Here is a 26,795-nt window from a genome sequence, read left to right on the forward strand (position 1 = left end):
CGCGTCTTGGGACACCAACCTCGATGACAGACGAAACGGCTGCCCAGGAACGAATCTTCGCGACGCTCTGTGCGCATCCCAGCGTGACGCGGATCGATACGCATGCCGCGTCGGTCTTTCTCGATGGACCGCGGGCGCTGAAGATCAAGCGAGCCGTCCGGTTTCCGTTCCTCGACTATTCGACGCTCGAGAAGCGCAAGGCGGCCTGCGAGGAAGAGGTCAGGATCAACCGGCCGCTGGCGCCGCAGATCTACCATCGCGTCGTGGCGATCACCGAAGAACCCGACGGATCGCTGAAGGTCGACGGCAGCGGCCGGCCGGTCGAGTATGCGGTCGACATGTCCCGCTTCGACGAAAGCCGGACGCTGGATCATCTGGCCAAGGCCGGCCCGCTCGATGCGAGCCTCGCCTCGGCAACCGCCGACGCCATCGCAGCTTCGCATGCGGTCGCGCCCCGCGCCGACGGCAAGGCGTGGGTCGCCTCCATCCCCGGCCTCATCGATGGAAACAGCAACGGCCTGCGGAAGGGCAACCATCTCGAAGCCGGGGAGATCGAGCAGCTCGCCAAGGCCTCGCACGCGATGTTCCTGCGCCTGCGACCTCAGCTTGAAGAGCGTGGCCGACAGGGCTTCGTACGCCGCTGCCATGGCGACCTACATCTTGCGAACATCGTCCTGATCGGCGAACAGCCCGTCCTGTTCGATGCCATCGAGTTCGATGCGCAGATTGCAACCGTCGACGTGCTCTACGATCTCGCATTCGCCCTGATGGATCTCCTCAGCCATGACCAGGCCGCGGCAGCCAACATCGTGCTGAACCAGTATCTGACCACCTCGCCCGTCGAAACTCTCGATGCGCTGTCCGCCCTGCCGCTGTTCATGTCCATTCGCGCGGCAATCCGTGCGCAGGTGGCATTGGCGCGGCTGACGCGGCCCGATGCCGACCGGAGCGGAATTCTCGCCGAGGCGCGGCGCTATTTCGATCTCGCCCGGGCTCTGATCGCTCCTCCCGCTCCGCGCCTGCTTGCGGTCGGCGGACTATCTGGCACCGGCAAGTCCGTCCTTGCCCGCGCCCTGGCGCCCCACGTCGCGCCGCAGCCGGGAGCCGTCGTGCTGCGCAGCGACGTCATCCGGAAGCAGCTGTTTCAGGTGGGACATACCGACCGACTGTCACCGTCCACGTACCGGCCTGAGGTCACGGCACGCGTCTACGAGGTGCTGGCGCAGCGTGCCCGACAGACGCTGGCGCAAGGCCATTCCGTCATCGTCGATGCCGTCTTTGCGCGAAAATCCGAACGGGACCAATTGACCGTACTGGGGCGCGAAAGCAACGTGCCGTTGAGCGGGCTATTCCTCGTCGCCGACCTCGCGACCCGTCAGGCCCGCATCGGTGGCCGCCATGGCGATGCCTCCGATGCCACGCAGGAGGTTGCTGCGCAGCAAGAGCACTATAATATCGGTCACGTCGGTTGGGCGACCATCGATGCATCCGGCACACAGGGGCAGACGCTCCAGGGTTGCCGGGACGCGATCGCGAGGCAAGCAAGGCAATCTGATTGACGCGGGCAAGGATGTCGCGACCCACCACGAGCTCGACCGCGCCCGCCAAGCCCGCGACGCGGCGCAATGTCCTGCCTGGCCGCCTCAGCCCCGGCATGGCCTGCGATACCGCCTTCCGCATCATCGCCCGCCGGCATCTCGATGCCGTCCTTGCCCAGCACGACGGCACGTGCCGCGGCGATCCCGACGCGCTGCATCAGATCCGCATCGCGCTGACGCATCTGCGCACGGCCATCCGCTTCTTCTCCCCGATGGTCGATGACGCGCTGCGGCCGAGCGTCTGGGCCGAGCTGAGATGGCTGAACAGCCAGCTTGGCCTGGTCCGGGACCTCGATGTCGCGATCGAGCGGGTCGTCGCCGAGAGCGGCGAAGAGCTCGCCGTGGTCGCCGAGCTCCAGCACTGGGACGAGAAACGCGCCGAGAGCCACCGCCTTCTCGCGCGCGCGCTGCAGTCCGCGCGCTTTCGGCGCCTGGTCGAGCAGACCTCGACCTGGATCGAGAGCGGCCCCTGGTCGACCCGGCGCAGCAAGGAGGCGGTCAGGTTGCGCCGGTGCCCGCTGGCCGACCATGCGACGGCCCGCCTGACCGAGTGGGAGGAGACGCTGCTCAGGAGGGCCCGGAAGCTGCGCAAGCTCGACGTCGAGAAGCGTCACAAGCTGCGGCTTCTCAACAAGCGGATGACCTATTCGGTCGAGTCGCTGGCAGACCTGTTCGCCGACGACTCCTTGACGAAGCAGAAATCGATCCTCAAGCAATTAAGGAAGGCGCAGAGATCCCTTGGACAATTGAACGACGATGCGCGTGGGCAGGCGCTGGCGGCGTCATTGAACGGCGCCGGCCCCGAGGCCGGGATTCGTTTCCTCGACCGCAAACGGGAAAAGAAGCTGTTGCGGACGGCCTCGAAAGCCTATCGGAAACTGGACAAGGCCAAGCCGTTCCGCTCGTCAGATCTTGCGCCGAATTCCACGCCTGACGATTAGGTGTGAACGTAGTCGCCCGGCGCGTCGGGCAGGCCGTCAATGTCTCCGCCCCCGATCGACGGTGGGTCGCAAGGCGCCCCCGAACGCGCCGCCAGCCATTGGCTCCATTCAGGCCACCACGACCCCTCGACATGCGGCGCCAGCTTCAGCCACTCCTCCGGACCGACATAAGGCGCGTCCGCGGCCTTCGTCATGACCTGGTAATTGTGCCAGGACTCGTCGGGAGGCGCGACGACACCGGCATTGTGACCGCCGCTGGTCAAGACGAACGTCACGTCGGCATCGACCTGGTAGTGGATCTTGTAGACGGACCGCCAAGGCGCGACGTGGTCGGCGAACGTGCCGACCACGAACATCGGCGTGTGAATGTCGGACAGCGAGACGCTCCTGCATTCGACGCGATAGCGACCTTCAGCCAGATCGTTGTCCAGGAACAGCTTGCGCAGATACTCCGAGTGCATGCGATAGGGTAGCCGCGTGGCGTCGGCGTTCCAGGCCATCAGATCGCTCGGCGGCGAGCCCTCGCCCATCAGATAGTCACGCGAGAGCCGCGACCAGATCAGCTCGTTGGAGCGCAGCAGCTGGAACGCGCCGGCCATCTGTGTCGTATCGAGATAGCCGCGCTGCCACATCATGTCTTCGAGGAAGGCAACCTGGCTCTCGTTGATGAAGAGCGTCAACTCGCCAGCCTCCCTGAAATCGGTCTGCGCGGCGAGGAGCGTGATGGTGCCGAGACGGCTATCGCCGTCGCGTCCCATGGCGGCAGCGGCGATCGACAGCAAAGTGCCGCCCAGACAGTAGCCGAGCGCGTGAACCTTCCGGCCGGGCACGATCCGACCTATCACGTCCAATGCGCCCATCACGCCCAGCTTGCGATAGTCGTCGAAGGCAACATCCCGGTCGTTCGCATCCGGATTGCGCCAGGAGATCGCGAACACGGTGAAGCCTTGGCCGGTCAGATATTTGACCAGGGAATTCTGCGGCGACAGATCGAGGATGTAATACTTCATGATCCACGCTGGCACGATCAGGATCGGCTCCGGTCGCACTTGCGCGGTCGTCGGATGGTACTGGATCAGCTCGATCAGATCGTTGCGGTAGACGACCTTGCCGGGGGAGGCCGCCACCGTCTTGCCGATGACAAACTGATCGTCGCCCGATGGCTTCGAGACGGAGAGCAGGCGCATCAGATCGCTGCACCAGTTTTGCCAGCCGAACACGAAATTCTCTCCGCCGCTCTGGAACGCTTTTTCCAGAACCTGCGGATTGGTGGCCGCGAAATTCGAGGGCGCCAGCATGTCGAGCATCTGGCGCATCGAGAACTCGACGATGGCTTCATTTGCGTGGGATACGCCGCGTATTCCGGTCGTGGCTTCGTGCCACCAGCGCTCAGTGAGCAGAAACGCCTGCGCGAGCAGATTGAACGGCGCGGCTTCCCATTGCCGATCCCTGAAGCGGCGATCCCGCCCCTGCGGTCGGATGACGGACCACGGCTCTTGCGATGTCGCGTGCGCGGCAGCTTCCAGGAATCGGACGGTATCGCGCAGAATGCTACGGGAAAGCTCCATCCGGTGCTGCGGCGCCGCCGCAAGATGCGTGCCCCAATCGAGCCAGGCGAGCGACAAGGCCACGGGCGAAATCCCACCCGTGAACCGTGCAAGCATGGCATGAAAGGCGCGGTCGAGAGGATAGGGCTCTGGTACGGGCGGGCAATTTCCGGCAACCGGCTTCGCCGCGACCCGTTCGGGACTCGCGGCGGGGACCTCGGCAACCGGCTTGGCGGAGGGAGCTTGCAGCGGCTCTTCGGCCCGAGGAAATATCTTCACGACGCTCATGGCTGATTGTTCCTGCGGGCTTCTGTTCCACGCCTGCGGCAGGATATGGCGACGCTTCCGCTGCGCGTTGAGCTGCATCAAATCCCCGACACGGATCACACGATCGCTCAGTCAGGGCAAAACGGCTGTGTCCGCTTGACCTGGGTCAAACCGCACCTCGACGATCGGACTAGGCTTTGCGCATTGAAATTCGACATGCCAGCGGAGTTTTCCATGCGCGCCCATCAGATCATGACCCGGTCGGTCATCTCAGTCACCCCCGACACCAGCATCGTCGAGGCGGCGAACATCATGCTGAAGCGGCACGTCAGCGGTCTCACGGTGGTAGACGAAACCGGTAAGCTGGTCGGCGTCGTCTCGGAAGGAGATTTCATCCGCCGCAGCGAAATCGGCACCGGACGCAAGCGGGGTCGCTGGTTGCGATTCATCCTGGGTCCAGGAACGTCGGCCAGCGACTTCGTCCAGGAACACGGCCGTAAGGTTTCCGAGGTGATGACCCCCGCGCCCGTGACCATCACCGAAGATACGGCGCTTGCCGAGATCGTCGATCTCATGGAGCGGAACAACGTGAAGCGCCTGCCGGTGGTGCGCGGCGACATGGTCGTCGGGATCGTGTCCCGCGCCAATCTGTTGCAGGCGGTTGCAGGGCTGGCCCGCGAGGTGCCGGATCCGACGGCCGATGACGATCACATTCGCAGCCGCATCATCGATACCATGGAGAAGAATGACTGGTGCCCGTTTGGCCTCAACGTCATCGTCCGCGACGGCATCGTCCATCTCAGCGGCGTCATCACCGAGGAATGCGCGCGGCGGGCCGCGGTCGTCGCGGCGGAGAACGTCGAGGGCGTGAAGAAGGTGCACGACCATCTGTGCTGGGTCGACACGATGTCCGGCGTCTATCTGAAGTCACCCGAGGACGACGATCTCGCCAAGGCAAGCTGAGAAGCGAACTCAAGCAGTTAGCGCGGCTCAGCGGGGAATGACGGCAGTCGCCTCGATCTCGACGCGAGCCGCCTTCTCGACCAGCCGCACGACCTGGACCAGCGCCATCGCCGGATAATGCGCGCCGAAGATGGCGCGATAGATCCTGCCGAGTTCCTTCAGATTCGCCAGGTATTCGTCCATGTCGACGACGTACCAGGTCAGCCGCACCAGATGTTCGGGGCGTGCGCCGGCCTCATTCAGGATCGCGGCGATGTTGCTCAGGGTCTGGTGGACCTGCGCGACGAAACCGTCGGCCAACCGCTCGTCGGCATCCCAGCCGATCACGCCACCGGTGACGACGATCCGCCCTTCGGCAGCCATGCCGTTGGCATAGCCTTTCGGCACCGGCCAACCGGACGGCTGGAGGATCTGCGCCACCGAACCTGTGTCATTCTCATCGGCGGTCGGCAGCACCGCAAGCTGCGGGCTTTTCGGCGTCGTCACGGACAATTCTCTATCCTTCTCTCATTCTGCCGCGACGCCCGAGGACGTCGCCGCGGCCTGCGCGAGCTGTCGCAGGGCAAAACGTTTCAACTTGCCGGTCTCTGTCTTCGGGAGTTGCGTCACGAACTCGATTGCGCGCGGATATTTGTACGGCGCGATCTCGCGTTTCACATGCTCCTGCAACTCGGCTGCTAGCTGAGCGTCCGGCGTCACGCCGGGCGCGGCGATGACATAGGCCTTGACGATCATGCCTCGCGCCTCGTCCGGCGCACCGACCACTCCGCACTCGACGACAGCGGGATGCGTGAGCAGCGCGGCCTCCACATCTGTACCGGCAATATTATAGCCCGCCGACACGATCATGTCGTCGGAGCGCGACTGGTACCAGAAATAACCGTCGCTATCCATCAGATAGGTGTCGCCGGTGATGTTCCAGCCATTCTGGACGTATTTGCGTTGCCGATCGTCGGCGAGATAGCGGCAGCCGGTCGGCCCGCGCACCGCGAGCTTCCCCATCGTCCCAGGCGGCACGTCATTGCCGGCATCGTCGACGATCTTCGCTTCATAGCCTGGCACCGGCTTGCCCGTCGCGCCCGGGCGGATCTCGCCCTCGGTCGCGCTGATGAAGATGTGCAACAGCTCGGTCGAGCCGATACCGTCCATCAGCTTGATACCGGTCGCCTTGAACCAGGCGTCGAATGTCGGCTTTGGCAATGTCTCACCGGCCGAGACGCACTTCCGAAGCGAGGAAATGTCGCGGCCCACGAGCTTGTTGATCATGGCGCGATAAGCGGTCGGCGCCGTGAAGCAGACCGTGGTCTTGTACTGCTCGATGGCCGTCAGCATGTCGTCCGGCGTCGTCTTCTCCAGCACCACGAAAGAGGCGCCGATGTGCATCGGAAACAACACGCCGCCGAAGCCGAAGGTGAAAGCGAGCGGCGCCGAGCCGATAAAGCGATCCTTCTGCTCGGCCCGCAGGATATTGCGGGCGTAGCCATCGCAGACGGCCAGCATGTCGCGATGGAAATGCATGGTGCCCTTGGGATCGCCTGTTGTGCCCGACGTGAAGGCGATCAGGCAGATGTCGTCGGAGGCGGTATCGACGGCCGTGAACTCGGGGCTGGCATCGGCGATCAGCGCCTCGAGCGAGTCGGGCGCGCTATTGCCCCAATAGACGACCCGCTTGAGACCGGGCGCAGCCAGCTTCGCCTTCTCCATCTCGTCGGCGAGTTTTCCGTCGCAGAGCGCCAGCGTGATCTCCGCCTTCTGGATCGGATAGGACAGCTCCTTGGCGCGCAGCAGCGGCATCGTCGCCACGCAAATTCCGCCGGCCTTGATCACAGCGAGATAGGTTGCGACCATCATCGGATTGTTGGCCGAGCGCAGCAGCACGCGCCCGCCGGTGACGAGACCCAGCTTGCCGACCAGCACATTGGCGATGCGATTTACGAGCGCCTGCAGCTCGCGATAGGTGTAGCTCACGGCGGGACTGATGACGCAAGGCGCTTCGCCATGGCCCTGCTCCACCCACCGATCGAGAAAATAGCTGACGCAGTTCAATCGCGGCGGATAGTGCAGCTCCGGCCGCGTGAAGATGAATTCGGGCCAGAGCTCGCGCGGCGGCAGATGCTGCCGCGCGAATGTATCGACATGGGCCGTCGCGGCGTTGCCGTCATACGAGCCCGACGCTTGAACCTTCGCGGCGTTGGCCATCGCACGCTCCTTTGCGCATGGAAAGCACCCGGCAGCACTATCTAAAAACATTTTAGGCTTAAAACAATTTGGCGCAATAGGGGATTTTGAGCATCCCGTGCTTTTTCCTGCGGCAAAAGGGATTGGCGGGCCGGCCCGGATGCGGGCTCAGGGCCGCCTGCGCGCGGCCGATTTCTGCGCCGACGCCTTGGTCTTGGCGAGGAGGCGCATCAGCTCGCGCACGTCCTTCGGCGTCAGGTCGACGAAGAGATCGGCGATCCAGGTCTCGTGTTCCGCGGCCATCCTGCGAAATTCGGCGCGCCCGAGCTTTGTCAGGCGGATCACCTGGACACGGCGGTCGGTCTCCGAGGTGCGCCGGTCGAGATGGCCGGATTCCACCAGACGCTCGACGAGACCGGTGACGTTGCCGTTGGAGACCATCATCCGCTTGGAGACGTCGGACAGCGTCATGCCGTCCGGCGCCTTGTCGAGCTGCGCCATCAGGTCGAAACGGGGCAGCGTGACGTCGAAGCGCTGCCGCAGCCGGCCGCGCACCTCACCCTCGATCAGGGTGGTGCAGGTCAACAAGCGCAGCCACAGCCGAAGCTCTTCGGCATGGTCCTCCGGCGTCTCGACGGCCTTGGTCTCGGAATCAAGCATCTGATGCGGTCATTGACGGCAGGCATTGGCGCCGGCACGGACTCCCCAACGTTTTGAGCTTCAAATAAATTGAAGCCGGCCGCAAGTCCAAAGCTGCAGCAATCGACCGCACGCCGATTTCTTTAGGCTTCAAATAATTGGCGCGCCGCTTGCATGCGCGCTTTGCCGCGGGATGGCGACGTCTTGAGCCTTGCTTGCCGCGGCAGCCATCATCGGCATAAGCTTGGATTGGAGTAGGCGGCTTGCTGCGCAGGCCCTGATGTCACGAGGGACAAAAAATGAAAATGCAAAAGACCTTGACCGTAGCCGCCTTGCTGCTCGGCACCGCAATGAGCCCCGCCCTCGCCCAGGAGAAGATCAAGCTCGGTGTGATCGTGACCCTGTCGGGACCCGCCGCCGCGCTCGGCCAGCAGGTTCGCGACGGCTTTGCGCTCGCGGTGAAGGACCTCGGCAGCAAGATGGGTGGCCGCGAGGTCGAGGTCGTGGTGGTCGACGACGAGCTCAAGCCGGACGCGGCGGTGACCAAGGTCAAGGGCCTGCTCGAGCGCGAGAAGGTCGATTTCGTGGTCGGCCCGATCTTCTCCAACATCCTCCAGGCGATCCACCGACCCGTGACGGAATCGAAGGTGTTCCTGATCAGCCCGAATGCCGGCCCGTCGACCTTTGCCGGCAAGGATTGCAACCCGTTCTTCTATGTGACGTCGTATCAGAACGACCAGGTCCACGAGATCCTCGGCAAGGTCGCGCAGGATCGCGGCTACAAGCGCATGTACCTGATGGTGCCGAACTATCAGGCCGGCAAGGACTCGGTCGCCGGCTTCAAGCTCGACTACAAGGGCGAGATCGTCGAAGAATCCTACATGCCGCTGAACACGCTCGATTTCCAGCCGGAGCTGTCCAAGATCTCCTCGCAGAAGCCTGACGCCCTGTTCACGTTCATGCCGGGCGGCCTCGGCGTCAATCTCGTCAAGCAGTATCGCCAGGCAGGCCTTGCCGACAGCATCCCGGTGCTCTCGGCATTCACGGTGGATGAATCGACGCTGCCGGCACAGCAGGACGCGGCCGTCGGCATGTTCGGCGGCGCGAACTGGGCGCCCAATCTCGACAATCCACAGAACAAGAAGTTCGTCGCAGCCTATGAAGCAGCCTACAACATCGTGCCCGGCACCTACGCCTTCCAGGCCTATGACGCCGCGATGCTGATCGACAGCGCCATCAAGGGCGTGAAAGGCGACCTTTCGAACAAGGACGCGGTCGGAGCCGCGCTGAAGAAGGCGGATTTCACCTCGCTGCGTGGCGCCTTCAAGTTCAACACCAACGGTTATCCAATCCAGAATTTCTACCTGACTAAGGTCGCCAAGCGTCCGGACGGCAAGTTCCAGACCGAGATCGTCCAGAAGGTCTTTGAGAATTACGGCGACCGCTATGCCAAGGACTGCAAGGCGGCAAACTGAGACCGCACGTCGCGTCAAGGGAGGACTGCAATGAAGAGCGAAATCACCGGCATCACGCGGGCCAATGAGGGAATCCAGGGCATTTCCTGGAACATCCTCGGCCAGACCTATGTGCCGAAAAGCTACGCCGAGAACAGCTTCTCCTGGCACGCGACGCTGCCGCCCGGCACGTTCGTGCCGCCGCACATTCATCCCGACCAGGATGAGTATCTCTACATGCTGGAGGGCAAGCTCGACTTCGTGCTCGGCAATTCGGAGGCGCAGGCGACTGCGGGCGACCTGATCCGCCTCGGCATGGGCGTGCCGCACGGTATCTTCAACAAATCGGAGCAGACCGCAAAGGTGCTGTTCTGGGTCTCACCGAGCCGCAAGCTGTTCGACCTGTTCTGGGGCCTTCACAACATGAAGGAGCAGAAGCCGGAGGACGTCGTGGCGATGGCCGCCGAGTTCAACATCCACTTCCTGCCGCCGCCCCCCGGCGGTTAGCAGCATGACCCCGGAAAAGTGTGAAGCGGTTTTCCAGAAGGGTCATGCTCAATCAAAAGCACATCAAGCACGCACCGCCGCGAGTCCCGGGACAGCGGCGAAGCCCGCCTTGGTGGCATAGCCCCGCACGATCGCCTCGCGCTGGGAATAGCTCAAGACGTTATCGACATTGTCGAAACCGTCGGGCGCGAGCTGCTCGACGGCATCGATGACGCCCTCTGGTCCGCCACGGCGGTTGGAGCGGACGATGTCAGCTGTCATCGGCAGGCGCTTCTTCTCATATTCGAGCAGCGCTTGGCGCGGATGCTCGGCGCGCACCAGCGCGTCCGCGAGGCAGCGTGCGTCGAGGATCGCCTGCGAGGCGCCATTGGAGCCGACGGGGTACATCGGATGCGCGGCATCGCCGAGCAGCGTAACGCGCCCGGACGACCAATAAGGCAAGGGATCGCGGTCGCAGGTCGGATATTCGTAGAATTCGGGAGTGGCCGAGATCAGGCTCCTGACGTCGATATAGGGCACCGAGAAGCGCGCCACGTGCGGCATCAGTTCCTCGCGCCGGCCCGGCCGCGACCAGTCCTCTTTGCGCGGCGGCGGGGCATTGCCCTCGCCGACCTTCACCAGCACCGCCCAATTGGTCAGACGGCTTGCGGGACTCGATCCCTCCGCGATCGGGTAGATCACCACCTTGGCATTGAGGCCGCCGGCCACGATCATCGACTTGCCGGTGAGGAACAAGGGCCAGTCGCGCGCACCGCGCCACAGCATCAAGCCGTTCCAGCACGGCGGCCCCTCGTTCGGGAACAATGTCTCGCGGACGCGCGAATGGATGCCGTCGGCGCCGATCAGGATATCGCCTCGCGCCGTGTGAATGTGCGCGCCAGCACGATCGAAGAAATAGGCGGTGACGCCACCCTCGTCCTGGGTGAAGGCGCCGAGCCGGCAGCCGGTGTGGATTGCGGCCGCACCGAGTCGCTCCTCGACGGCCCGATGGATGACGACCTGAAGGCGGCCACGGTGGATGGAAAATTGCGGCACGTCGTGGCCGGCGTCGATGCCGCGCGCCTCGCGCCACACCTCCTGGCCATGGCGGTTGAGGTAATAGAGCTGGTCGGTGCGGATCGCGACGTCGTCGAGCTTCTGGAGCAGGCCGAGGCCGGCAAGCTCGCGCATGGCATGCGGCAGCGTGTTGATGCCGACACCGAGCTCGCGGATGGTCTCGGCCTGTTCGAAGATCTCGCAATCCAGGCCCCGCGAGCGGAACATCAATGCCGTGGTGAGACCTCCGATACCGCCACCGACGATAATCGCCTTCATCGCCCTTACTCCACTCGAAATACGCCAGGCAATGGGGTTAACGTCGCACGGGCGGTCACTCAGCCGCAAGCGGCTTTGTCGCCTCCGCCTTCAGCTCGGCCCGGGTCTTGGGCTTAGCCTTAATTCTCAGCTCCTCGAGATCCTGCCGGTCGCGCACGCTGTTGCGGAAAATCTGATCCTTTCCGGGAAGGTATTGCGGCGGGCAGAAGGCGTCGTTTGCCCCGTACCAGGCCGCGGCCTTCATGGTGAAGAAGGGATCGACCAGATGTGGGCGCCCGAGCGCGACGAGATCCGCCCGTCCGGCGGCCAAAATGGTGTTGGCCTGATCCGCCGTCGTGATGTTGCCGACGCACATGGTGGCGACACGCGCCTCGTTGCGGACCTGATCGGAGAACGGCGTCTGGAACATGCGCCCATAGACCGGCTGCGCATCGCGCACGGTCTGCCCGGTCGAGACGTCGACGAGATCGACGCCGGCCTCGGCAAAGGCGCGCGCGATCGCGACGGCGTCATTACCGTCGATACCACCCTCAGCCCAGTCCGTCGCGGAGATACGCACGGACATCGGCTTGTGCGACGGCCAGACCGCGCGTAGTGCCTCGAAAACCTCAAGCGGGAATCTGAGGCGATTTTCGAGCGAGCCGCCGTACTCGTCGGTCCTGGTGTTTGTCAGCGGCGAAATGAAGCTTGCGAGCAGATAGCCGTGGGCGCAGTGCAGCTCCAGCATGTCGAAGCCGCAGCGCTGGCCGCGCTCGGCCGCCGCGACGAAAGAATCCCTCACCACGTTCATGCTGGCGCGGTCGAGCTCGCGCGGCACCTGGCTGTCAGGAAAATAAGGCAGAGGTGATGCCGAAACCACGTCCCAGCCGCCCTCGTCCAACGGACGGTCCATGCCGTCCCACATCAGCTTGGTCGCGCCCTTGCGACCGGCATGGCCGAGTTGCAGGCAGATTTTCGCGGCCGAATTGCCATGGACGAAATCCACGATGCGCCGCCACGCGGCCTCCTGCTCGTCGTTCCACAGGCCCGTGCATCCCGGCGTGATCCGGGCGTCGCGACTGACACAGGTCATCTCCGTGAAGATCAGGCCGGCGCCGCCGATCGCGCGCGAGCCGTAATGCACGAGGTGGAAGTCGGTCGGCACGCCCTCCTTCGCCGAATACATGCACATCGGCGACATCACCGCGCGGTTGGCGATCTCCATCTCGCGCAAACGGAACGGCTGGAACAACGGCACTATCGGCTTGCTGGTATCGACATCGAAGCCGCCGTTGCGAACGTGCCTTGCAAAGGATTTTTCGACCTCGGCCACAAAATCAGGCGCGCGGAGTTTCAGATTGTCGTAGGTGATCGCCTTCGAGCGCGTCATCACACCAAAGGCGAATTGCACGGGGTCGAAATCCCAGAAGCGATCGACGTGCTCGAACCAGACCAGCGACACGTCGGCGGCGTGCTGGGTCTTTTCGACCTCCTCACGGCGACCGTGCTCATAGACCTCCAGCGCAGCCTTGATACCGGGAGCGTTCTGCATCGCCTCGGCAAGCGCGATCGCATCTTCCATCGCGAGCTTGGTGCCGGAGCCGATCGAGAAATGTGCGCTCGCCTTGGCGTCGCCGAGCAGCACCATATTGTCCTTGACCCAGCGCTTGCTGCGGATCATCGGGAAATTCCGCCACATCGAGCGGTTGGTCAGCAGCTTGTGGCAGTCGAGAAACCAGCCGAAGATGTCGGCCATCCGCGCGGCGGACTCTTGCTCGTTCAGCCCGGTCAGCCCTGCCCGCTCGAAAGTCTGCGGATCGGTCTCAAAGATCCAGGTCGAGTGCCCGGCCTCGTACTGATAAGCGTGGGCGATGAACGGCCCCCATTCCGTTTCCTGGAAGATGAAGGTGAAGGCATCGAGCGGCCTGGTCGAGCCCATCCAGGCGAACTTGTTGGCGCGGACATCAACCTCCGGCTGGAAATGGTCCACGTATTTTTCACGGAAGCGGCTGTTGATGCCATCGGCAAGCAGGACGAGATCGGCATCGGCGAAGCGGGACTCGTCGTCGATATCCACCTCGAATTGCAGCGCGACGCCAAGCTCTCGCGCGCGCTCCTGGAGGATCAGGAGCAGCTTCTGCCGCGAGCAGCCGCAAAACCCGTTGCCGCCGACCCGGTGCACCGTGCCGCGGAAATGCACGGCGATATCATCCCAGTAGGCGAATTCCTGGGTAATGCGGCGGTAGCTCGGAAGGTCGTGTTTCTCGAAATTGTCGAGCGTGGCGTCAGAGAAAACCACGCCAAAGCCGAATGTGTCGTCGGCCCGGTTGCGCTCGTATACCGTGATGTCGGCACTTGGCCGCTGCTTTTTCAGCAGGATCGCAGCGTAGAGACCCGCAGGTCCGCCACCTATGATCGCGACTTTCATGGGAGCCTCGCCAATTCACCCGCCATGAAACTATTTTAAGCCTAAAATAATTTCACGCAAGTCCCCGTCGCTGGCCTGGCTGCGGATAATAGCAGCCGGCTCAGTCGCCCCTGAAGACCGGCTTGACCTTGTTGGCGAAGGCCTCGAACGCGCGCTCGAAATCTGCCGTCGTCATGCACAGCGCCTGGGCAACGGCCTCCGCCTCGATCGCCTCCTCCACCGACATCGCCCATTCCATCGCCAGCATCCGCTTGGTCATGGTGTTGGCGAAGGTCGGCCCTTCCGCGACCTGCCTGGCCAGAATCTGCGCCTGGGGCAGCACCTGCTCCGGCGTGACGATCCGGCTGAAGAAGCCCCAGCGCTCACCCTCCTCCGCGGTCATGAACCGGCCGGTATAGAGCAGCTCGGAGGCGCGGGACTGCCCGATAATGCGCGGCAGGATGGCACAGGCGCCCATGTCACAGCCGGCAAGGCCCACCTTGTTGAACAGGAACGCGACCTTGGCACCGCTGGCCGCAAGTCTCATGTCGGATGCCATGGCGATGATCGCGCCGGCGCCGGCGCAGATGCCTTCGACCGCGGCCACGATCGGCTGCGGACAGGCCCGCATCGCCTTGACGAGGTCGCCGGTCATCCGCGTGAAGGCGGTCAGCCCCTTGGTGTCCATCTTGACGAGCGGGCCGATGATCTCGAACACATCGCCGCCGGACGAGAAATTGCCGCCGGCGCCGGCGACGACGATCGTCTTGACCGCGTCGTCAAACGCGCAGGCACGGAAGAAATCGGTCAATTCCCGGTAGCTCTCGAACGTCAGAGGATTCTTCCGTTCGGGACGATTGAGCGTCACCGTGGCAACACCGTCGACAACGGCCAGCAGGAAGTGTTGCGGCGAATAGTCCGCAAGCGGCACGGTCACAGGATTTGCTGGTCTGCTCATGCGATCTCCTTAACTTCCTTGTTCCGGCCCGTGCCTCGCACGCTAGATTTCCCCACCGGCAACGGCGATTGCCTGTCCGGTGATCGCACCGGCTTCCTCACCGCACAACCAGAGCACAGCGTCGGCGACCTCCCGAGGTGAGATCAGCCGCCCCTGCGGATTATGCCTGGCGAGTTCGGCGATCGCCTGCTCGCGGGTTCGCCCCGTCTTCTTCATGATGTTCTCGATGCTGCCGGCGACAAGATCCGTGTCGGTGAAGCCCGGACACACGGCATTCACCGTGACATTGCTGCCGGCCATTTCGAGCGCGAGCGACCGCACCAGACCGACCACCGCGTGCTTGGCTGCAGTGTATGCGCTGACATAGGCATAGCCTTTGAGCCCGGCTGTCGACGCGACCGCCACGATCCGTCCATAGGGGCGATCCTTCATACCTGGCAAGACCGCGCGGATAGCATGAACCACGCCCATAAAATTGACGTCCATCATGCGCGCGAAAAGGGCACTATCCGATTTCACGAACGACGCGGATTCGGCGCTGCCCGCATTGGCGATCAGGATATCGATCGGCTTTCGCACATGGGCCTCGGCGATGGCGGCGTTGAGCGACACCTCGTCTGAAACATCGGCGACGGCTGCGAAATGCGCAGCTCCCGCCTTGATCGCCTCTTCAAGAGTTGCGGCATTCCGGCCGAGCACCGTCACGGTTGCGCCGGCCTCGACGAGAGCGGCTGCGATCGCGCGGCCGATGCCGCGGCCGCCACCGGTCACCAGCGCGTGCGGCGATTGCGGCAATGCGGACATGCGCTGGCTCCTCGGAATCTGTTGATCGCTCTTTCGGATATATTTTAAACTTCAAATTTTTGCAACGAAAGCGCCGATCGTCGCCGTGAACAGCCGCGCGCCAGCGATCGGCCCGGAAATTGCTTTAAGTATAAAATTATCTCTTTCCATCCCCCACAGGCCTGTTAGCATCACGGGGCCAAGCAAAAGGATGTCGCGTGTCGCAGCCTGCGCCAATGATAACAAAGGATGGACGCTTCGCCTATGAAGCTGCGGGCGATCCCGGCGCAATACCCTTGGTTTTCCTGCATGGCATCGGCGGTGCGGCGCGCGCCTGGCGGCGCCAGCTTGCCACATTCGGCAACCGCTTCCGCGCGATCGCATGGGACATGCCGGGTTATGGCGCGTCCGAACCGCTCGCCAGCGTCAGTATCGCTGCCCTGGCGGATGCGCTCCAGCAATTCGTCGAGCAGCTAGGTGCGGCCAAGCCTATTCTGGTCGGCCATTCCATCGGCGGCATGATCGTCCAGAAATGGCTGGTGCAATCGCCGAAACTGGCGCGCGCGGTCGTTCTTGCACAAACCAGCCCCGCATTCGGGAAGGCCGACGGCGACTGGCAGAAATCGTTCATCGCCGCGCGGCTCGGGCCGCTCGATCGCGGCGAGACGATGAAATCGCTGGCGCCCTCGCTGGTGAAGGAACTTGTCGGCGACGATCCTGATCCGAACGGCATGGAGCTTGCGCGCGAGTGCATGGCGAGCGTGCCGGAGGCGAGCTATCGCGCCATGATGCTGGCCCTGATCGGCTTTGATCAGCGCAGCACACTCAAGGATATTTCCGTTCCGACGCTGCTGCTGTCCGGCTCCAAGGACAACAATGCGCCGGCACCAATGATGGCGAAGACAGCGACATACATCCCTTTTGCCGAATATATCGAACTCGCCGGCGTCGGCCATCTCGCCAACCTCGAGCGGCCCGGCGCCTTCGATGAGGCGCTCGGCCGATTCCTGCATTCCGTCGCGACCAAATCGTAAGGTGACTAGGCAATGACCATGCAAGTCAGCAAGACCATCGGCGCGAGCGACAAGGTGGCGCTGGATGCGCCGATCTTCGACCCTGTCGCATTCCGTCTCAGCGACGAACAGGCCGGCATCATTGGACGTGCGCGGGAGATCGGTCAGAGTGTGTTCGCCGGCCGCGCGGCGATCTACGACCGAGATGCGGTCTTCCCGACGGAGAATTATCGCGATCTGCACCGCGTCGGTCTGCTCGGTATTGCCATCCCCAAGAAGCATGGCGGGCTTGGCGCGAACTACCAGACTTATGCGCTCGCAGCTGCCGAGATCGGCCGCTATTGCGGCGCCACCGCGTTGACCTGGAACATGCATGTCTGCTCGACCCTGTGGTCTGGGCCCCTCGCCGACGATCTCGACATGGATACGGAAACTCGCGCGGAGCACGAGCGGCGGCGCGCGGTCCACTACAAGCGCATCGTCGAGGACGGCGCGATCTACTCGCAGCCTTTCTCCGAGGGTGGCGCGGCGGCTGCGGGCGGTGTCGCCTTCGGCACGGAAGCCAGGCCGGTCGAGGGCGGCTGGATCGTCAATGGCAAGAAGATCTTTGCATCGCTCTCCGGCCACGCCGACTATTACGGCGTGCTTTGCACCGAGATCGAGGAAGGCGAGAAGGCCTCGCGCCGCAACACGCTCTACCTCGCGATCTCCGCAAAATCGGAAGGCGTCTCCGTTGTCGGCGACTGGGATCCGCTCGGCATGCGCGGGACGGTCTCGCGAACGCTGCTGTTCAAGGATGTGTTCGTCCCGGACGATTCGGCGCTGATGCCGCGCGGCGTCTATTTCCAGGCTGCAATGCGCTGGCCGCACATGTTCCTGACGCTATCGCCGACCTACATGGGCCTCGCGCAAGCGGCATATGATTTTACGGTGCACTATCTGCGCGGCGAGGTCCCGGGCATGCCGCCGGTCAAGCGCCGAATGTACCCGACCAAGCAGATCGCGGTGGCGCAGATGCAGATCAAGCTCGAACAGATCAAGTCGATTTGGTTCCAGGCTGTGACCGAAGCACGCGCCAATCCGAGCAAGGAGCAGGTGCTGCGTGCCTATGCCGCGCAATACTCGGTGATGGAGGGAGCAAATGAGCTCGCGGCGCTCGCGATCCGCACCTGCGGCGGCCAGGCCATGCTTCGCTCATTGCCGCTGGAGCGCATTTACCGCGATAGCCGGTGCGGCTCCCTGATGCTGCCCTGGACGGCCGAGCTTTGCCTCGATCGGATCGGCCGCGAGGCGTTGTACGAGGCCGGCGAAACGGACGATTGACAGTGGACCTCTGTAGTCTGATCGACCGCAACGCGGCGTTCGCGCCAGACAAGATAGCCATTGCCTTCGAAGGGGAACGGCTGAGCTACGCGGCATTCGCCGCACGCATCGAGCGGACGGCCACGGCTTTGAAGCAGGAGCTCGGCGTCGGCCGCGGCGACCGCGTGGCGATCCTGAGCCTGAACCGGCCGGACTACCTGGTTCTGCTTTATGCCTGCGCGCGGCTCGGCGCGATGCTGGTTCCGCTGAACTGGCGGCTGGCGGTCGCCGAGCAGCTCTTCATTCTCACCGATGCTGGTGCCAAGGTGCTGGTGCTCGAGCAGGCCTATGAGGGAGTTCTTTCCGAACTTGCACCAGCGACATCTATCGTCGGCCTCGACTTTACGCCACCACGCGGCACGACATTCGAAAGCCTGCTGGCCCGCAGCGAGGGCAGCGGCCGCAACCCGCACACCGATCTCTCCTGCGCACTCCTGATCGTTTACACGTCAGGAACGACCGGACGGCCGAAAGGCGCCGTACTGCGCCAGGAAGCGTTGTTCTGGAACGGCGTCATGAGCCAGCACATGCACAACATGACGTCTGACGATCATGTGCTGACCGTGCTGCCGTTCTTTCACGTCGGCGGCCTCAACATCCAGACGACGCCAGCGCTTCAGCTCGGCGCAACCGTCACGATCCATGCGCGGTTTACGCCAGACACGGCGCTTACCGCTATCGAAAACGAACGGCCGACACTAACGGTGATGGTGCCGGCGATCATCCAGGCTGTGAGCGAGCATCCGGCTTGGCCTACGTCCGATGTATCTTCACTCAGGGCCGTGGCGACGGGCTCGACCATCGTGCCGCCTCACCTGATCGACCGCTTTGTTGAGCGTAGCGTGCCGGTCCTTCAGGTCTACGGCTCGACGGAAACCTGCCCCATCGCAATCTACACGCGGCTTGGCGGCGATCTCTCGCGTGCGGGATCGACTGGACTTGCCGGCCTGTGCTGCGAGGCGAAGGTGATCGACCAAGCCGGCGCCGATGTGCCGGCCGGCACGCCCGGCGAAATCGCGGTGCGCGGCCCCAACGTGTTCTTCGAGTATTGGGGCAATGCGGATGCCACGCGAGACGCGCTACACGACGGCTGGTATCGCACCGGCGATATCGGCCTGTGCGACGCGGAGGGCTATTTCTGGGTCCGTGACCGCAAGAAGAACATGATCATTTCGGGCGGCGAGAACATCTATCCGGCCGAGGTCGAACGCGTTCTGCTCGAGCATCCCGATGTCAGCGAATGCGCCGTGATCGGCCGGCCAGACCAGCGCTGGGACGAGGTGCCGATCGCTTATGTCATCCGGCGGTCAGGATGCCGGCTCGAAGCGGACGAACTGAGAGTGCATGTTCAGGCACAGCTCGCGCGTTACAAGGTTCCCCGCGACATCGTCTTCGTCACCGACCTGCCGCGTACGGCGCTGGGCAAGGTCCAGCATTTCCTGCTCAAGCAGCTCGATGCGCAGTCGCGCGCGCAAGGAGAAGCATCTTGAAGATTGCGGTTCTGGGTGGGGGAAACGGCTCTTTCGCGGCCGCAGGCGATTTTGCCTTGTCCGAGCACGACGTCCGACTCTGGCGCCGCGACGCAGACCAGGTGGCGGCACATCGTGACGCCGGCTCGCGCATCGTAGTGAAGGACCATAACGGCCGCCACGACGTGAAACTGACGATGGTCACGACCGATATCGCCGAAGCCATCAGTGGCGCTGAACTGATCCTCTGCCCGGCCCCGGCCTTCGCGCAGCCTGACATTGCCCGTCTGCTCGCCCCGCATTTGCGGGACGGCCAGGTCGTGTTTCTGCCGCCGGCAACATTCGGCTCGATGATTTTCGCCCAGGCCGCACGGGAGGCCGGCAACCAGGCTTCTGCGAGCTTTGCGGAGACCGGCACACTGCCCTGGCTCACCCGCAAGCACGGGCCATTCGAGGTCGCAATCACCATCCGCGCCAAGCGGCTGCCGGTCGGCGTCTTTCCGCTGGATCAGGCGCCGCACGCGCTCGAAGTGATCGGACGCGCCTTCCCCGATGCGATCGAGCCATGCGGCGATGCGCTGTCCGGCGCGCTGATGAATGCGGGGCCGATCATCCATCCGCCGCTGATCGTGATGAATGCGGGCCCGATCGAGCACTTCGAAAGGTGGGATATCCACAAAGAAGGCACGCAAGCCGCGATCCGCCGGGTGACCGACGCGCTCGATGCCGAACGGATCGCGGTGCGCGAGGCGCTCGGCTACGGCGCACCGCATTTTCCGCTCGCGCATCACTACGCTAGGGAAGGCGAGATCTGGATGTATGGCCTCGGCTCGCATGACCGGCTGACCGATTCCGGCGACTGGCGCGAACGCATCGTGCTGACCGAGCACCGCTACATGCGTGAGGATCTGCGGCTTGGGCTGTCGCTGCTGGTTTCCGTCGCCGCCCTGGCGGGCGTGGCGACGCCGCTGGCCAAGGCCTTCCTGGCGATCGGTGGCGCGGTCTGCGGTGAGGATTTCGTACAAGGCGGCCGGACGCTCGAGACGCTCGGGCTTGGCAAGCTCGGCAAGGCCGAACTGCAGACGCTGCTTCGCAATGGATTCTGATCGATGACCAGTCGCGCCAACATCGCCTGTGTCGGGGCCGGACGCATGGGGCGCGGCATCGCCGTCGCATTCGCCTATGCCGGGCATACGGTGACGATGATCGACGTCAAGGCCCGTTCAGCGGAAGATTTCGCCAAGCTGGAGGCAGACGCAATCGGGGAAGTCAGGAAGACTTTTTCCAGCCTGTCAAAGTTGGGGCTGCTCACCGAGGCAGATGTCGATCCCCTCATCGCTCGTGTGTCGGTGGTGCCGGCCAGCCAAAGCGGCGCAGCGCTGTCCGAAGCCGGAATGGTCTTCGAAGGTGTTCCAGAAGTCGTTGAGCTCAAGCGAGAGGTACTGGGATCAGCCTCGAGGCAGGTCGGCCCGGACACGATAATCGCTTCGACGACATCTACGATTCTCGTCGACGATCTCTCCGGCGCGATCATTAACCCTCGTCGTTTTCTCAACGTGCACTGGCTCAATCCGGCCTATCTGATCCCGCTGGTCGAGGTTTCGCCCGGCAAAGCCACCGATCCCGCCATCGTCGACGAGGTCAAGGCACTGCTTGAAGGCATTGGGAAGGTACCGGTGGTCTGCGCGGCGACGCCCGGATTCATCGTCCCGCGCATCCAGGCGCTGGCGATGAACGAGGCCGCGCGCATGGTCGAGGAAGGCGTCGCCAGCGCCGAGGAGATCGACAAGGCGATCCGATACGGCTTCGGCTTCCGTTACGCCGTACTCGGGCTGCTCGAATTCATCGACTGGGGCGGCGGCGACATTTTGTACTACGCGAGCCGTTACCTCGAAGGCGCACTCGGCAGCGATCGCTATCGCGCGCCGGAAGTGATTTCAAAGAACATGCACGAGGGCCGGATCGGTCTCCGCACGGGCGCCGGCTTTCTCGATTATTCAGGCATGGACATCGATGCCTATCGGGTCAAGCGGCTGCAGGCCATGGTGGACCTGCTCCGGCATTTCGATCTGGCTCGTCCGCCTGTGCTTGATCGCGGCTAGCCGAAGACGTCCTGGAGCACGCCTTCCCGGACCACCGCGACGCCATCGAGCTCGATGGTCGTTCCCATCATCGGCAGATCGAAATGCCCTGCCGTGTAGCGGCCGGCGAATTCGTTCGCGCCGGTGGAGAACAGGAAATTACCGGAGACGGCACGGATCTCCGTGCCGTTGGTGTCGCGCTGGTCATACATCGACAGCGCCTCGTAACGCGCGGCCGGATTCATGCCGAAGCCGACATGCGACACGGCGTAGGCCTCGCGGTCGCCCCAGGCGGCGAGATAGGCGCGCATCATCGCGGCATCCGTGCCCTCGCCTTCCAGTTCGACGACATAATCGTCCTTCAACGTCATCTTCACCGGCGAGGTCAAGTAACGTTTGAACGTGAGATTGATGTCGCCGGGCGCCATCACCAGCGTGCCGTTGATCGTCCCGCTCTTGGGGAAGCTGACGACGATGCCACCGGGCCAATGGGCCAGCGTGCCGGGCTTATCGGTCCAGCCCCACACACCGACGGTTGAAGCACCAACCATATCGACGTCGAGCGCCGTGCCGGCCTTCGAGGTGACCCGCATGCGCTTGGTTCCGCGCAGCATCTTCGCCGCGGCGCGCACGCGCTTTTCGAGCGCGGGGTCCGGCACCATCCGTTCGAGCGCCTCCGGGTGCTCGTTCGAGATCACCAGGATTCGCGCGCCGGCTTTGAGAATTTCAGGCGTCTCCACCGCGTGCATCAGGCCTTCGATGGTACAATCCACGACAAAGCCGGCCTGCTGAAGCGCAGTGATGACGGGACCAAGCTTCTGGATCGCCTCGCTCGCCCCAGTCGAGCGGACTGGAACGATATTCCGGTTGCGCGGCGTCGGCATCACCACATGAAACGGCCGTGCGCCCATCCGCAGCAGCGCGAGCTCGGCTAGATGAACATTCAACGCACGCGACTGGGTTTCCGAGAGAATTGCCGCGGTATCGCCGACCTTGACGGCGCATCGCTCAAAAATCTCGCAAAATGCGTCGATCCATTTTGCCTCGATGCGATCGGCCAACATGCTTCACTCCCGGTATCGTGGTTTCTTGTTCAGTCAGATCACGCTTCGGGAAAGCCCCGCAAGAGATACGATCGCAAGGCGCCCAACAGCGCATTTAGAAGCAACCCCAGCAGCGAAATCGTGATCAGCGGCACGAACATATCGACGGCCTGGAACGTCCGGGCCGCCGTGACGAGGGCATGGCCCAGCCCGTCCGTCGACGTGATCATCTCAGCCAGAAACACCACGATGCAGGAAATGACAAGGCCGATCCGGCAGCCGGTCAGGATCGACGGCATCGCCGCGGGCAATACCACCTTGAACAGGATTTCGTAGCGCGGCGTCCCCGCCGCCATAGCCGACCAGATCAGCTTCTGCTCGACAGTCGATGCGCCATAGTAGGTCGACAAAAGAATGGGGAAAAGTGCATCGGCCGTCACCAACGTGATCTTCGATCCGTGGCCGAATCCGAGCAGCAAGAGCAGTGCAGGATAGAGCGCGACCTTGGGCAACGGCGCCAGTACCCGCACGATCGGCCGAACCACGGCGTTGATTGCCGGACTGGCGGCAGCGGCGATGCCTATACTGACGCCGAGCACAACCGCGATCGCAAACCCGGCAAACAGCCGGATCAGGGTCGCCGCGATCTCCTGCTGAAACGTCCACGTCACGAGCTGTTGGAGCAACCGGCTGAAGACATAACCCGGCGGCGGCAGCAAGACTGCGGGCGCGAAGCCGAACGACACCAGACCTTGCCAGACCGCGATCACCAGAGCGATCGGCGCGAGCCCGAGGAGGAGATTTGCCGAGATGAGGCGCGATGTCATGAGAAGCTCAGCGGCATGTCGAACTGAGGCTCGGACCAGCGTACCAGCCTGGCGCGGATCCGCTCGAAGATCGCATCGAGGCAGATGCCCATTGCTCCCACAATGATGATCATCGCGAAGACGGTGTCGTATTGCCCCATGTCAAGCGCATTGAACAGGATGTTGCCCGCACCCGACTGACGGGCGATCATCTCGCTGGTGATCATCGTGATCAGCGCCAGCACCAATCCCGTGCGGCATCCAGTCAGGATCTCCGGCAGTGCGGCAGGCAGCACGATCCGGACCAAGCGCTGCAGGGGTGAGAGACCCATCGCCGCGCCTGACCACAGCATCTTCTGTTCCACCGCCTTGGCACCCTCGAAGCTGTGATAGATCACAGGCAGGCTGACGCCGAGGAAGATCACCAGCGTCTTTGTGACGTCCCCGACGCCCAGCCACAGCATGATGATGGGCATCAAGGCTGCTTTCGGGACCGGATAGATCACCATCAGGAGCGGATTGAAAAAGGCTGCGACGGCTCGGCTGCGCCCCATCAACAAGCCAAGTGGAATCGAAAAGAGCACGGCGGCACCGAACCCCATCGCCATGCGACGAAGCGAGGCCAGAATGTTGATCAGCGATTCCTTGTCTCCAAGGATGTCGGGGATCGCGCGGATCGCCTCGATCGCCGTTGGAAAGCTGTCGTTCTTCAGCACCAGCGCAGCGGCCTGCCATATTGCCAATAGCCCGATGCAGGCAAGCACCGGGGCGGCACGCTTGAGCACGGCGGCCGGCGACATCATGAGGGTCCCCCGGCTCCGTCGCTCTCATCGAACATGCGCTCGATGTCCACGACGTATTTCTGGTAGCGCGGGTCGAGCAGCAGCTCGTTACGGCGTCGCGGTCGCGGCAAATCGATGTCGATGATCTGCCGGATGCGACCGGGAGACTTCGACATCATCACCACCTTGTCGGATAGGAAGACGGCTTCGTCGACCGAATGGGTGACAAACAACACCGTCTTGCGATCACGCTCCCAGATGTTCAGGAGATCGTTCTGCAGACGCGTCCGGGTGTGAGCGTCGAGGGCGCCGAACGGCTCGTCCATCAACAGGACTTCGGGATGGTAGGCGAGTGTCCGGGCGAGCGCGACGCGCTGCTTCATGCCGCCCGACAGCTCCTTGGGATAGAAGCTCTCGTAGCCCTTGAGGCCGACCATCTCGATCAGCGAGCGACTCTGCGCTTCGGCCTCGCTCGCCCGCACACCCTGCTGGCGCGGCCCGTACATCACATTGCCCAACACCGTCTTCCAGGGAAACAGCGCAAACTCCTGGAAGACCGGTCCGCGATCCGGACCGGGTCCTGTGATCGCCTGTCCCTTGATCTTCGCCGCGCCACTGGTTGGGCTGACAAAGCCTCCGACGATGTAGAGCAGTGTCGACTTGCCGCAGCCGGACGGTCCGAGAATGGAAACGAAAGCTCCTTCGTCGATCGTCAGTGAGATGTCCGATAGCGCCAAATGGTCCTTGCGCGCCGAGGTCTGGAAAACCTGTGAGACGCTCTCGATCTCGATGATCGCAGAAGCCGGCTTATGTGACGTCACCGGTCTCACCCATTCGCTCGATCTCGAAGGCACGACATTCATCCCGCTCTCACCTCACGCGTGCAACATCGCACAACCAGTTTGCTGAATGTCCTCCATCAGCGGCCCGAGCTTAGCAAGAAACTTGCCAGACTGCGGCCATTTCCGTCGCCCACGCTCCCGTCATTCGAACCAGGGCCATTCTGCCGGGCCTTCATGCGTAACCGCCCCGCCTGGCGCCTGCCCGACCAGCCGCGCATATTTTGCGAGAGCACCCGCACGGTGACGCGGCGGACGTTGCTTCCAATCACGTCGGCGCGCCGAGAGTTCCTGCTCGTCGACCAACAGATCCATCCGCCGGTTTGCAGCGTCAATCCGGATCTTGTCGCCGTCCCGAACGAGCGCCAGCGGACCGCCCACGAACGCTTCGGGGGAGACATAGCCGATGCACATGCCGCGGGTGGCACCGGAGAACCGGCCATCGGTGATCAGGGCCACCTTCTCGCCCATGCCTTGGCCGTAGATCAACGCAGTGACCCCGAGCATCTCGCGCATGCCGGGGCCACCGACAGGCCCTTCATTGCGGATAACGAGAACCTCGCCCGCCCTGTAGCTGCGGTCACGAACCGCTTTGACACAGGCTTCCTCGTCTTCGAATACGCGCGCAACGCCCTCGAAGAACTGGCTCTTCAGCCCTGCGACCTTGATGACCGCACCGTCCGGGCAGAGATTACCCTTCAGCACCGCCACACCGCCATCCGGCATAATCGGGGTGCGCGAGGCGTAAACGACTTCTCCGTCAGGCGCATTGGCAGCGGCATATTCCTCCGCGAGCGTTCGGCCTGTGATGGTCAGACAGCTACCATCGACATGGCCACTCTGGATCAGCTCGCGGATTACCACGGCAGCACCGCCGATATCGTAGACATCCTTTGCCGTGTATTTGCCGCCTGGCCGCAGATTTCCGATCAACGGTGTCCTGGCAAAAACCTCGCCGACATCATCGATCGTGAATGCGATGCCGGCCTCGTTGGCGATGGCTGGCAAATGTAACGCAGCGTTGGTCGAGCCGCCTGTCGCTGCAACGATCGCGGCGCCGTTCTCAAGGGATTTCCGCGTCACGATGTCGCGCGGGAGCGGTCCGCCGCGCTCCAGCATCTCCATGATCAGGCGTCCGGCGCGGCGCGAGATCTGCGCACGCTCGGCGTAGATACCGGGCACCATCGACACGTTGGGGATGGTCAGGCCCATTGCCTCCGACACCATCCCCATGGTGTTCGCCGTGAATTGGCCCGCGCACGCACCGATAGTCGGCAGGCAAGCACGCTCGATCCGCTCTAGCGTGGCCGCGTCGATCTCACCAGTCATGAAACTGCCGACGGCCTCGTAGGAGTCGAGCACCGTGAGGGTCCGCCCATCGACGCGCCCCGGCAGCGAGCTGCCACCATAGATGAAGATGGACGGCACATTGCAGCGAACCATGCCCATGATCACGCCGGGAAGCGTCTTGTCGCATCCGCCGTATCCGATCAACGCATCGTAGGCGAGGCCATGGACGACCGCTTCGATCGAGTCGGCAATCAGCTCGCGCGAAAACAGGGAAAACTTCATTCCCTCATGATTCATGCTGATGCCATCGGAGACCGACACGGTCGAGAATTCGCGCGGCGTCCCGCCGGCCTCCTCGATTCCCGTCTTTGCTGCGGCCACCTGGAAATCGTGAGTCATGTTGCAGGGCGTCTGCTCGCCCTTCATGCTGACGACGCCGACCATCGGCCTGGCAATGGCGGTGTCGTCGAGGCCCATCGCGCGCATGAAAGCGCGGTGCGGCGCCCGGTCGAGCCCGTCCGTCGTCACCCGTGATCGCAACTTCTTCATGCGTGCATCTTCTTCATGCAATGTCC

Annotated in this window: 23 protein-coding genes; 10 read left to right on the plus strand and 13 right to left on the minus strand. The window is 63.4% G+C overall.

What is annotated here, in order from left to right:
* Positions 1–23 precede the first annotated feature (23 nt).
* Positions 24–1,559: a bifunctional aminoglycoside phosphotransferase/ATP-binding protein gene (locus tag IQ16_RS32960; protein WP_018643149.1), complete on the plus strand. Its 1,536-nt coding sequence runs from the start codon at positions 24–26 to the stop codon at positions 1,557–1,559.
* An 11-nt stretch (positions 1,560–1,570) separates the two neighbouring features.
* The gene (locus IQ16_RS32965; protein ID WP_018643148.1) at positions 1,571–2,539 is read left to right on the plus strand and encodes a CHAD domain-containing protein; all 969 of its coding nucleotides are present in this window, start codon (positions 1,571–1,573) and stop codon (positions 2,537–2,539) included.
* Here the strand turns inward: IQ16_RS32965 and IQ16_RS32970 are convergent.
* The gene (locus tag IQ16_RS32970) at positions 2,536–4,374 is read right to left on the minus strand and encodes a PHA/PHB synthase family protein (protein ID WP_026312019.1); all 1,839 of its coding nucleotides are present in this window, start codon (positions 4,372–4,374) and stop codon (positions 2,536–2,538) included. The two genes, IQ16_RS32965 and IQ16_RS32970, sit on opposite strands and share 4 nt — an antisense overlap.
* 213 nt (positions 4,375–4,587) lie before the next feature.
* Here IQ16_RS32970 and IQ16_RS32975 point away from each other — a divergent pair, with 213 nt between their 5' ends.
* On the plus strand, positions 4,588–5,316 hold the full coding sequence (locus IQ16_RS32975) for a CBS domain-containing protein (RefSeq protein ID WP_026312018.1): 729 nt from the start codon (positions 4,588–4,590) through the stop codon (positions 5,314–5,316).
* Between the two features lie 27 nt (positions 5,317–5,343).
* Here the strand turns inward: IQ16_RS32975 and IQ16_RS32980 are convergent, their stop codons facing one another.
* The 3 genes from IQ16_RS32980 to IQ16_RS32990 form a co-directional block, all read right to left on the minus strand.
* The gene (locus IQ16_RS32980; protein ID WP_026312017.1) at positions 5,344–5,802 is read right to left on the minus strand and encodes a RidA family protein; all 459 of its coding nucleotides are present in this window, start codon (positions 5,800–5,802) and stop codon (positions 5,344–5,346) included.
* A gap of 21 nt (positions 5,803–5,823) precedes the next feature.
* On the minus strand, positions 5,824–7,515 hold the full coding sequence (locus tag IQ16_RS32985; RefSeq protein ID WP_018643144.1) for a benzoate-CoA ligase family protein: 1,692 nt from the start codon (positions 7,513–7,515) through the stop codon (positions 5,824–5,826).
* Positions 7,516–7,662: 147 nt separating this feature from the next.
* The gene (locus IQ16_RS32990) at positions 7,663–8,154 is read right to left on the minus strand and encodes a MarR family winged helix-turn-helix transcriptional regulator (protein WP_018643143.1); all 492 of its coding nucleotides are present in this window, start codon (positions 8,152–8,154) and stop codon (positions 7,663–7,665) included.
* 278 nt (positions 8,155–8,432) lie between these two features.
* Here IQ16_RS32990 and IQ16_RS32995 point away from each other — a divergent pair, with 278 nt between their 5' ends.
* Complete coding sequence (locus tag IQ16_RS32995; RefSeq protein WP_018643142.1) at positions 8,433–9,608, plus strand: ABC transporter substrate-binding protein; 1,176 nt, start codon at positions 8,433–8,435, stop codon at positions 9,606–9,608.
* A gap of 30 nt (positions 9,609–9,638) precedes the next feature.
* Positions 9,639–10,094, plus strand: coding sequence for a cupin domain-containing protein (locus IQ16_RS33000; RefSeq protein ID WP_018643141.1), 456 nt, complete (start codon positions 9,639–9,641; stop codon positions 10,092–10,094).
* Positions 10,095–10,157: 63 nt separating this feature from the next.
* On the opposite strand, the gene IQ16_RS33005 is transcribed toward IQ16_RS33000, so the two are convergent.
* The 4 genes from IQ16_RS33005 to IQ16_RS33020 form a co-directional block, all read right to left on the minus strand.
* Positions 10,158–11,408 carry a flavin-dependent oxidoreductase gene (locus IQ16_RS33005; RefSeq protein ID WP_018643140.1) on the minus strand — a complete coding sequence of 417 codons (1,251 nt, stop codon included), beginning with the start codon at positions 11,406–11,408 and terminating at the stop codon, positions 10,158–10,160.
* A 55-nt stretch (positions 11,409–11,463) separates the two neighbouring features.
* Entirely contained in the window at positions 11,464–13,815 is a 2,352-nt protein-coding gene (locus IQ16_RS33010; RefSeq protein WP_018643139.1) for a bifunctional salicylyl-CoA 5-hydroxylase/oxidoreductase, read from the minus strand.
* Positions 13,816–13,915: 100 nt separating this feature from the next.
* Positions 13,916–14,752: an enoyl-CoA hydratase family protein gene (locus tag IQ16_RS33015; protein WP_145831975.1), complete on the minus strand. Its 837-nt coding sequence runs from the start codon at positions 14,750–14,752 to the stop codon at positions 13,916–13,918.
* Positions 14,753–14,794: 42 nt separating this feature from the next.
* Entirely contained in the window at positions 14,795–15,556 is a 762-nt protein-coding gene (locus IQ16_RS33020; protein WP_018643137.1) for an SDR family NAD(P)-dependent oxidoreductase, read from the minus strand.
* A 215-nt stretch (positions 15,557–15,771) separates the two neighbouring features.
* Between IQ16_RS33020 and IQ16_RS33025 the strand changes: the two genes are divergently transcribed.
* From IQ16_RS33025 to IQ16_RS33045, 5 genes are read left to right on the plus strand one after another with little or no spacing between them, the layout of a single operon-like run.
* Positions 15,772–16,569, plus strand: coding sequence for an alpha/beta fold hydrolase (locus IQ16_RS33025; RefSeq protein WP_051122986.1), 798 nt, complete (start codon positions 15,772–15,774; stop codon positions 16,567–16,569).
* Between the two features lie 12 nt (positions 16,570–16,581).
* Positions 16,582–17,871 carry an acyl-CoA dehydrogenase family protein gene (locus IQ16_RS33030; protein ID WP_018643136.1) on the plus strand — a complete coding sequence of 430 codons (1,290 nt, stop codon included), beginning with the start codon at positions 16,582–16,584 and terminating at the stop codon, positions 17,869–17,871.
* Between the two features lie 2 nt (positions 17,872–17,873).
* Positions 17,874–19,400 (plus strand): class I adenylate-forming enzyme family protein, encoded by a 1,527-nt coding sequence (locus tag IQ16_RS33035; protein ID WP_018643135.1) that lies wholly within the window; start codon positions 17,874–17,876, stop codon positions 19,398–19,400.
* Positions 19,397–20,485: an NAD/NADP-dependent octopine/nopaline dehydrogenase family protein gene (locus IQ16_RS33040; protein ID WP_018643134.1), complete on the plus strand. Its 1,089-nt coding sequence runs from the start codon at positions 19,397–19,399 to the stop codon at positions 20,483–20,485. The genes IQ16_RS33035 and IQ16_RS33040 overlap by 4 nt, the downstream gene beginning before the upstream one ends.
* 3 nt (positions 20,486–20,488) lie before the next feature.
* The gene (locus IQ16_RS33045; RefSeq protein WP_018643133.1) at positions 20,489–21,481 is read left to right on the plus strand and encodes a 3-hydroxybutyryl-CoA dehydrogenase; all 993 of its coding nucleotides are present in this window, start codon (positions 20,489–20,491) and stop codon (positions 21,479–21,481) included.
* Here IQ16_RS33045 and IQ16_RS33050 read toward each other — a convergent pair.
* The 5 genes from IQ16_RS33050 to ilvD all read right to left on the minus strand — a co-directional run bounded on the left by IQ16_RS33050 (position 21,478) and on the right by ilvD (position 26,769).
* Positions 21,478–22,524, minus strand: a complete 1,047-nt coding sequence (locus IQ16_RS33050; RefSeq protein ID WP_018643132.1) for a 2,5-dihydroxypyridine 5,6-dioxygenase NicX family protein — start codon at positions 22,522–22,524, stop codon at positions 21,478–21,480. The genes IQ16_RS33045 and IQ16_RS33050 overlap by 4 nt on opposite strands.
* A gap of 38 nt (positions 22,525–22,562) precedes the next feature.
* Positions 22,563–23,330 carry an ABC transporter permease gene (locus IQ16_RS33055; RefSeq protein WP_018643131.1) on the minus strand — a complete coding sequence of 256 codons (768 nt, stop codon included), beginning with the start codon at positions 23,328–23,330 and terminating at the stop codon, positions 22,563–22,565.
* The gene (locus IQ16_RS33060; protein ID WP_018643130.1) at positions 23,327–24,112 is read right to left on the minus strand and encodes an ABC transporter permease; all 786 of its coding nucleotides are present in this window, start codon (positions 24,110–24,112) and stop codon (positions 23,327–23,329) included. The genes IQ16_RS33055 and IQ16_RS33060 overlap by 4 nt, the downstream gene beginning before the upstream one ends.
* Entirely contained in the window at positions 24,109–24,954 is an 846-nt protein-coding gene (locus IQ16_RS33065; RefSeq protein WP_020607888.1) for an ABC transporter ATP-binding protein, read from the minus strand. Before IQ16_RS33065 ends, IQ16_RS33060 begins: the two co-directional genes overlap by 4 nt.
* Positions 24,955–25,074: 120 nt before the next feature.
* Positions 25,075–26,769 carry a dihydroxy-acid dehydratase gene (gene ilvD / locus IQ16_RS33070; protein WP_018643128.1) on the minus strand — a complete coding sequence of 565 codons (1,695 nt, stop codon included), beginning with the start codon at positions 26,767–26,769 and terminating at the stop codon, positions 25,075–25,077.
* Positions 26,770–26,795 lie beyond the last annotated feature (26 nt).

The sequence above is a fragment of the Bradyrhizobium huanghuaihaiense genome, assembly GCF_007830635.1.
Lineage (GTDB): Bacteria > Pseudomonadota > Alphaproteobacteria > Rhizobiales > Xanthobacteraceae > Bradyrhizobium > Bradyrhizobium huanghuaihaiense.

Bases quoted from the DNA above. Each gene is read 5' to 3' on its own strand.
- IQ16_RS32960 (WP_018643149.1), top strand. From the start codon at position 24: ATGACAGACGAAACGGCTGCCCAGGAACGAATCTTCGCGACGCTCTGT.
- IQ16_RS32965 (WP_018643148.1), top strand. From the start codon at position 1,571: ATGTCGCGACCCACCACGAGCTCGACCGCGCCCGCCAAGCCCGCGACG.
- IQ16_RS32970 (WP_026312019.1), bottom strand. From the start codon at position 4,374: ATGAGCGTCGTGAAGATATTTCCTCGGGCCGAAGAGCCGCTGCAAGCT.
- IQ16_RS32975 (WP_026312018.1), top strand. From the start codon at position 4,588: ATGCGCGCCCATCAGATCATGACCCGGTCGGTCATCTCAGTCACCCCC.
- IQ16_RS32985 (WP_018643144.1), bottom strand. From the start codon at position 7,515: ATGGCCAACGCCGCGAAGGTTCAAGCGTCGGGCTCGTATGACGGCAAC.
- IQ16_RS32990 (WP_018643143.1), bottom strand. From the start codon at position 8,154: ATGCTTGATTCCGAGACCAAGGCCGTCGAGACGCCGGAGGACCATGCC.
- IQ16_RS32995 (WP_018643142.1), top strand. From the start codon at position 8,433: ATGAAAATGCAAAAGACCTTGACCGTAGCCGCCTTGCTGCTCGGCACC.
- IQ16_RS33000 (WP_018643141.1), top strand. From the start codon at position 9,639: ATGAAGAGCGAAATCACCGGCATCACGCGGGCCAATGAGGGAATCCAG.
- IQ16_RS33005 (WP_018643140.1), bottom strand. From the start codon at position 11,408: ATGAAGGCGATTATCGTCGGTGGCGGTATCGGAGGTCTCACCACGGCA.
- IQ16_RS33010 (WP_018643139.1), bottom strand. From the start codon at position 13,815: ATGAAAGTCGCGATCATAGGTGGCGGACCTGCGGGTCTCTACGCTGCG.
- IQ16_RS33015 (WP_145831975.1), bottom strand. From the start codon at position 14,752: ATGAGCAGACCAGCAAATCCTGTGACCGTGCCGCTTGCGGACTATTCG.
- IQ16_RS33020 (WP_018643137.1), bottom strand. From the start codon at position 15,556: ATGTCCGCATTGCCGCAATCGCCGCACGCGCTGGTGACCGGTGGCGGC.
- IQ16_RS33025 (WP_051122986.1), top strand. From the start codon at position 15,772: ATGATAACAAAGGATGGACGCTTCGCCTATGAAGCTGCGGGCGATCCC.
- IQ16_RS33030 (WP_018643136.1), top strand. From the start codon at position 16,582: ATGACCATGCAAGTCAGCAAGACCATCGGCGCGAGCGACAAGGTGGCG.
- IQ16_RS33045 (WP_018643133.1), top strand. From the start codon at position 20,489: ATGACCAGTCGCGCCAACATCGCCTGTGTCGGGGCCGGACGCATGGGG.
- IQ16_RS33050 (WP_018643132.1), bottom strand. From the start codon at position 22,524: ATGTTGGCCGATCGCATCGAGGCAAAATGGATCGACGCATTTTGCGAG.
- IQ16_RS33055 (WP_018643131.1), bottom strand. From the start codon at position 23,330: ATGACATCGCGCCTCATCTCGGCAAATCTCCTCCTCGGGCTCGCGCCG.
- IQ16_RS33060 (WP_018643130.1), bottom strand. From the start codon at position 24,112: ATGATGTCGCCGGCCGCCGTGCTCAAGCGTGCCGCCCCGGTGCTTGCC.
- IQ16_RS33065 (WP_020607888.1), bottom strand. From the start codon at position 24,954: ATGAATGTCGTGCCTTCGAGATCGAGCGAATGGGTGAGACCGGTGACG.
- ilvD (WP_018643128.1), bottom strand. From the start codon at position 26,769: ATGAAGAAGTTGCGATCACGGGTGACGACGGACGGGCTCGACCGGGCG.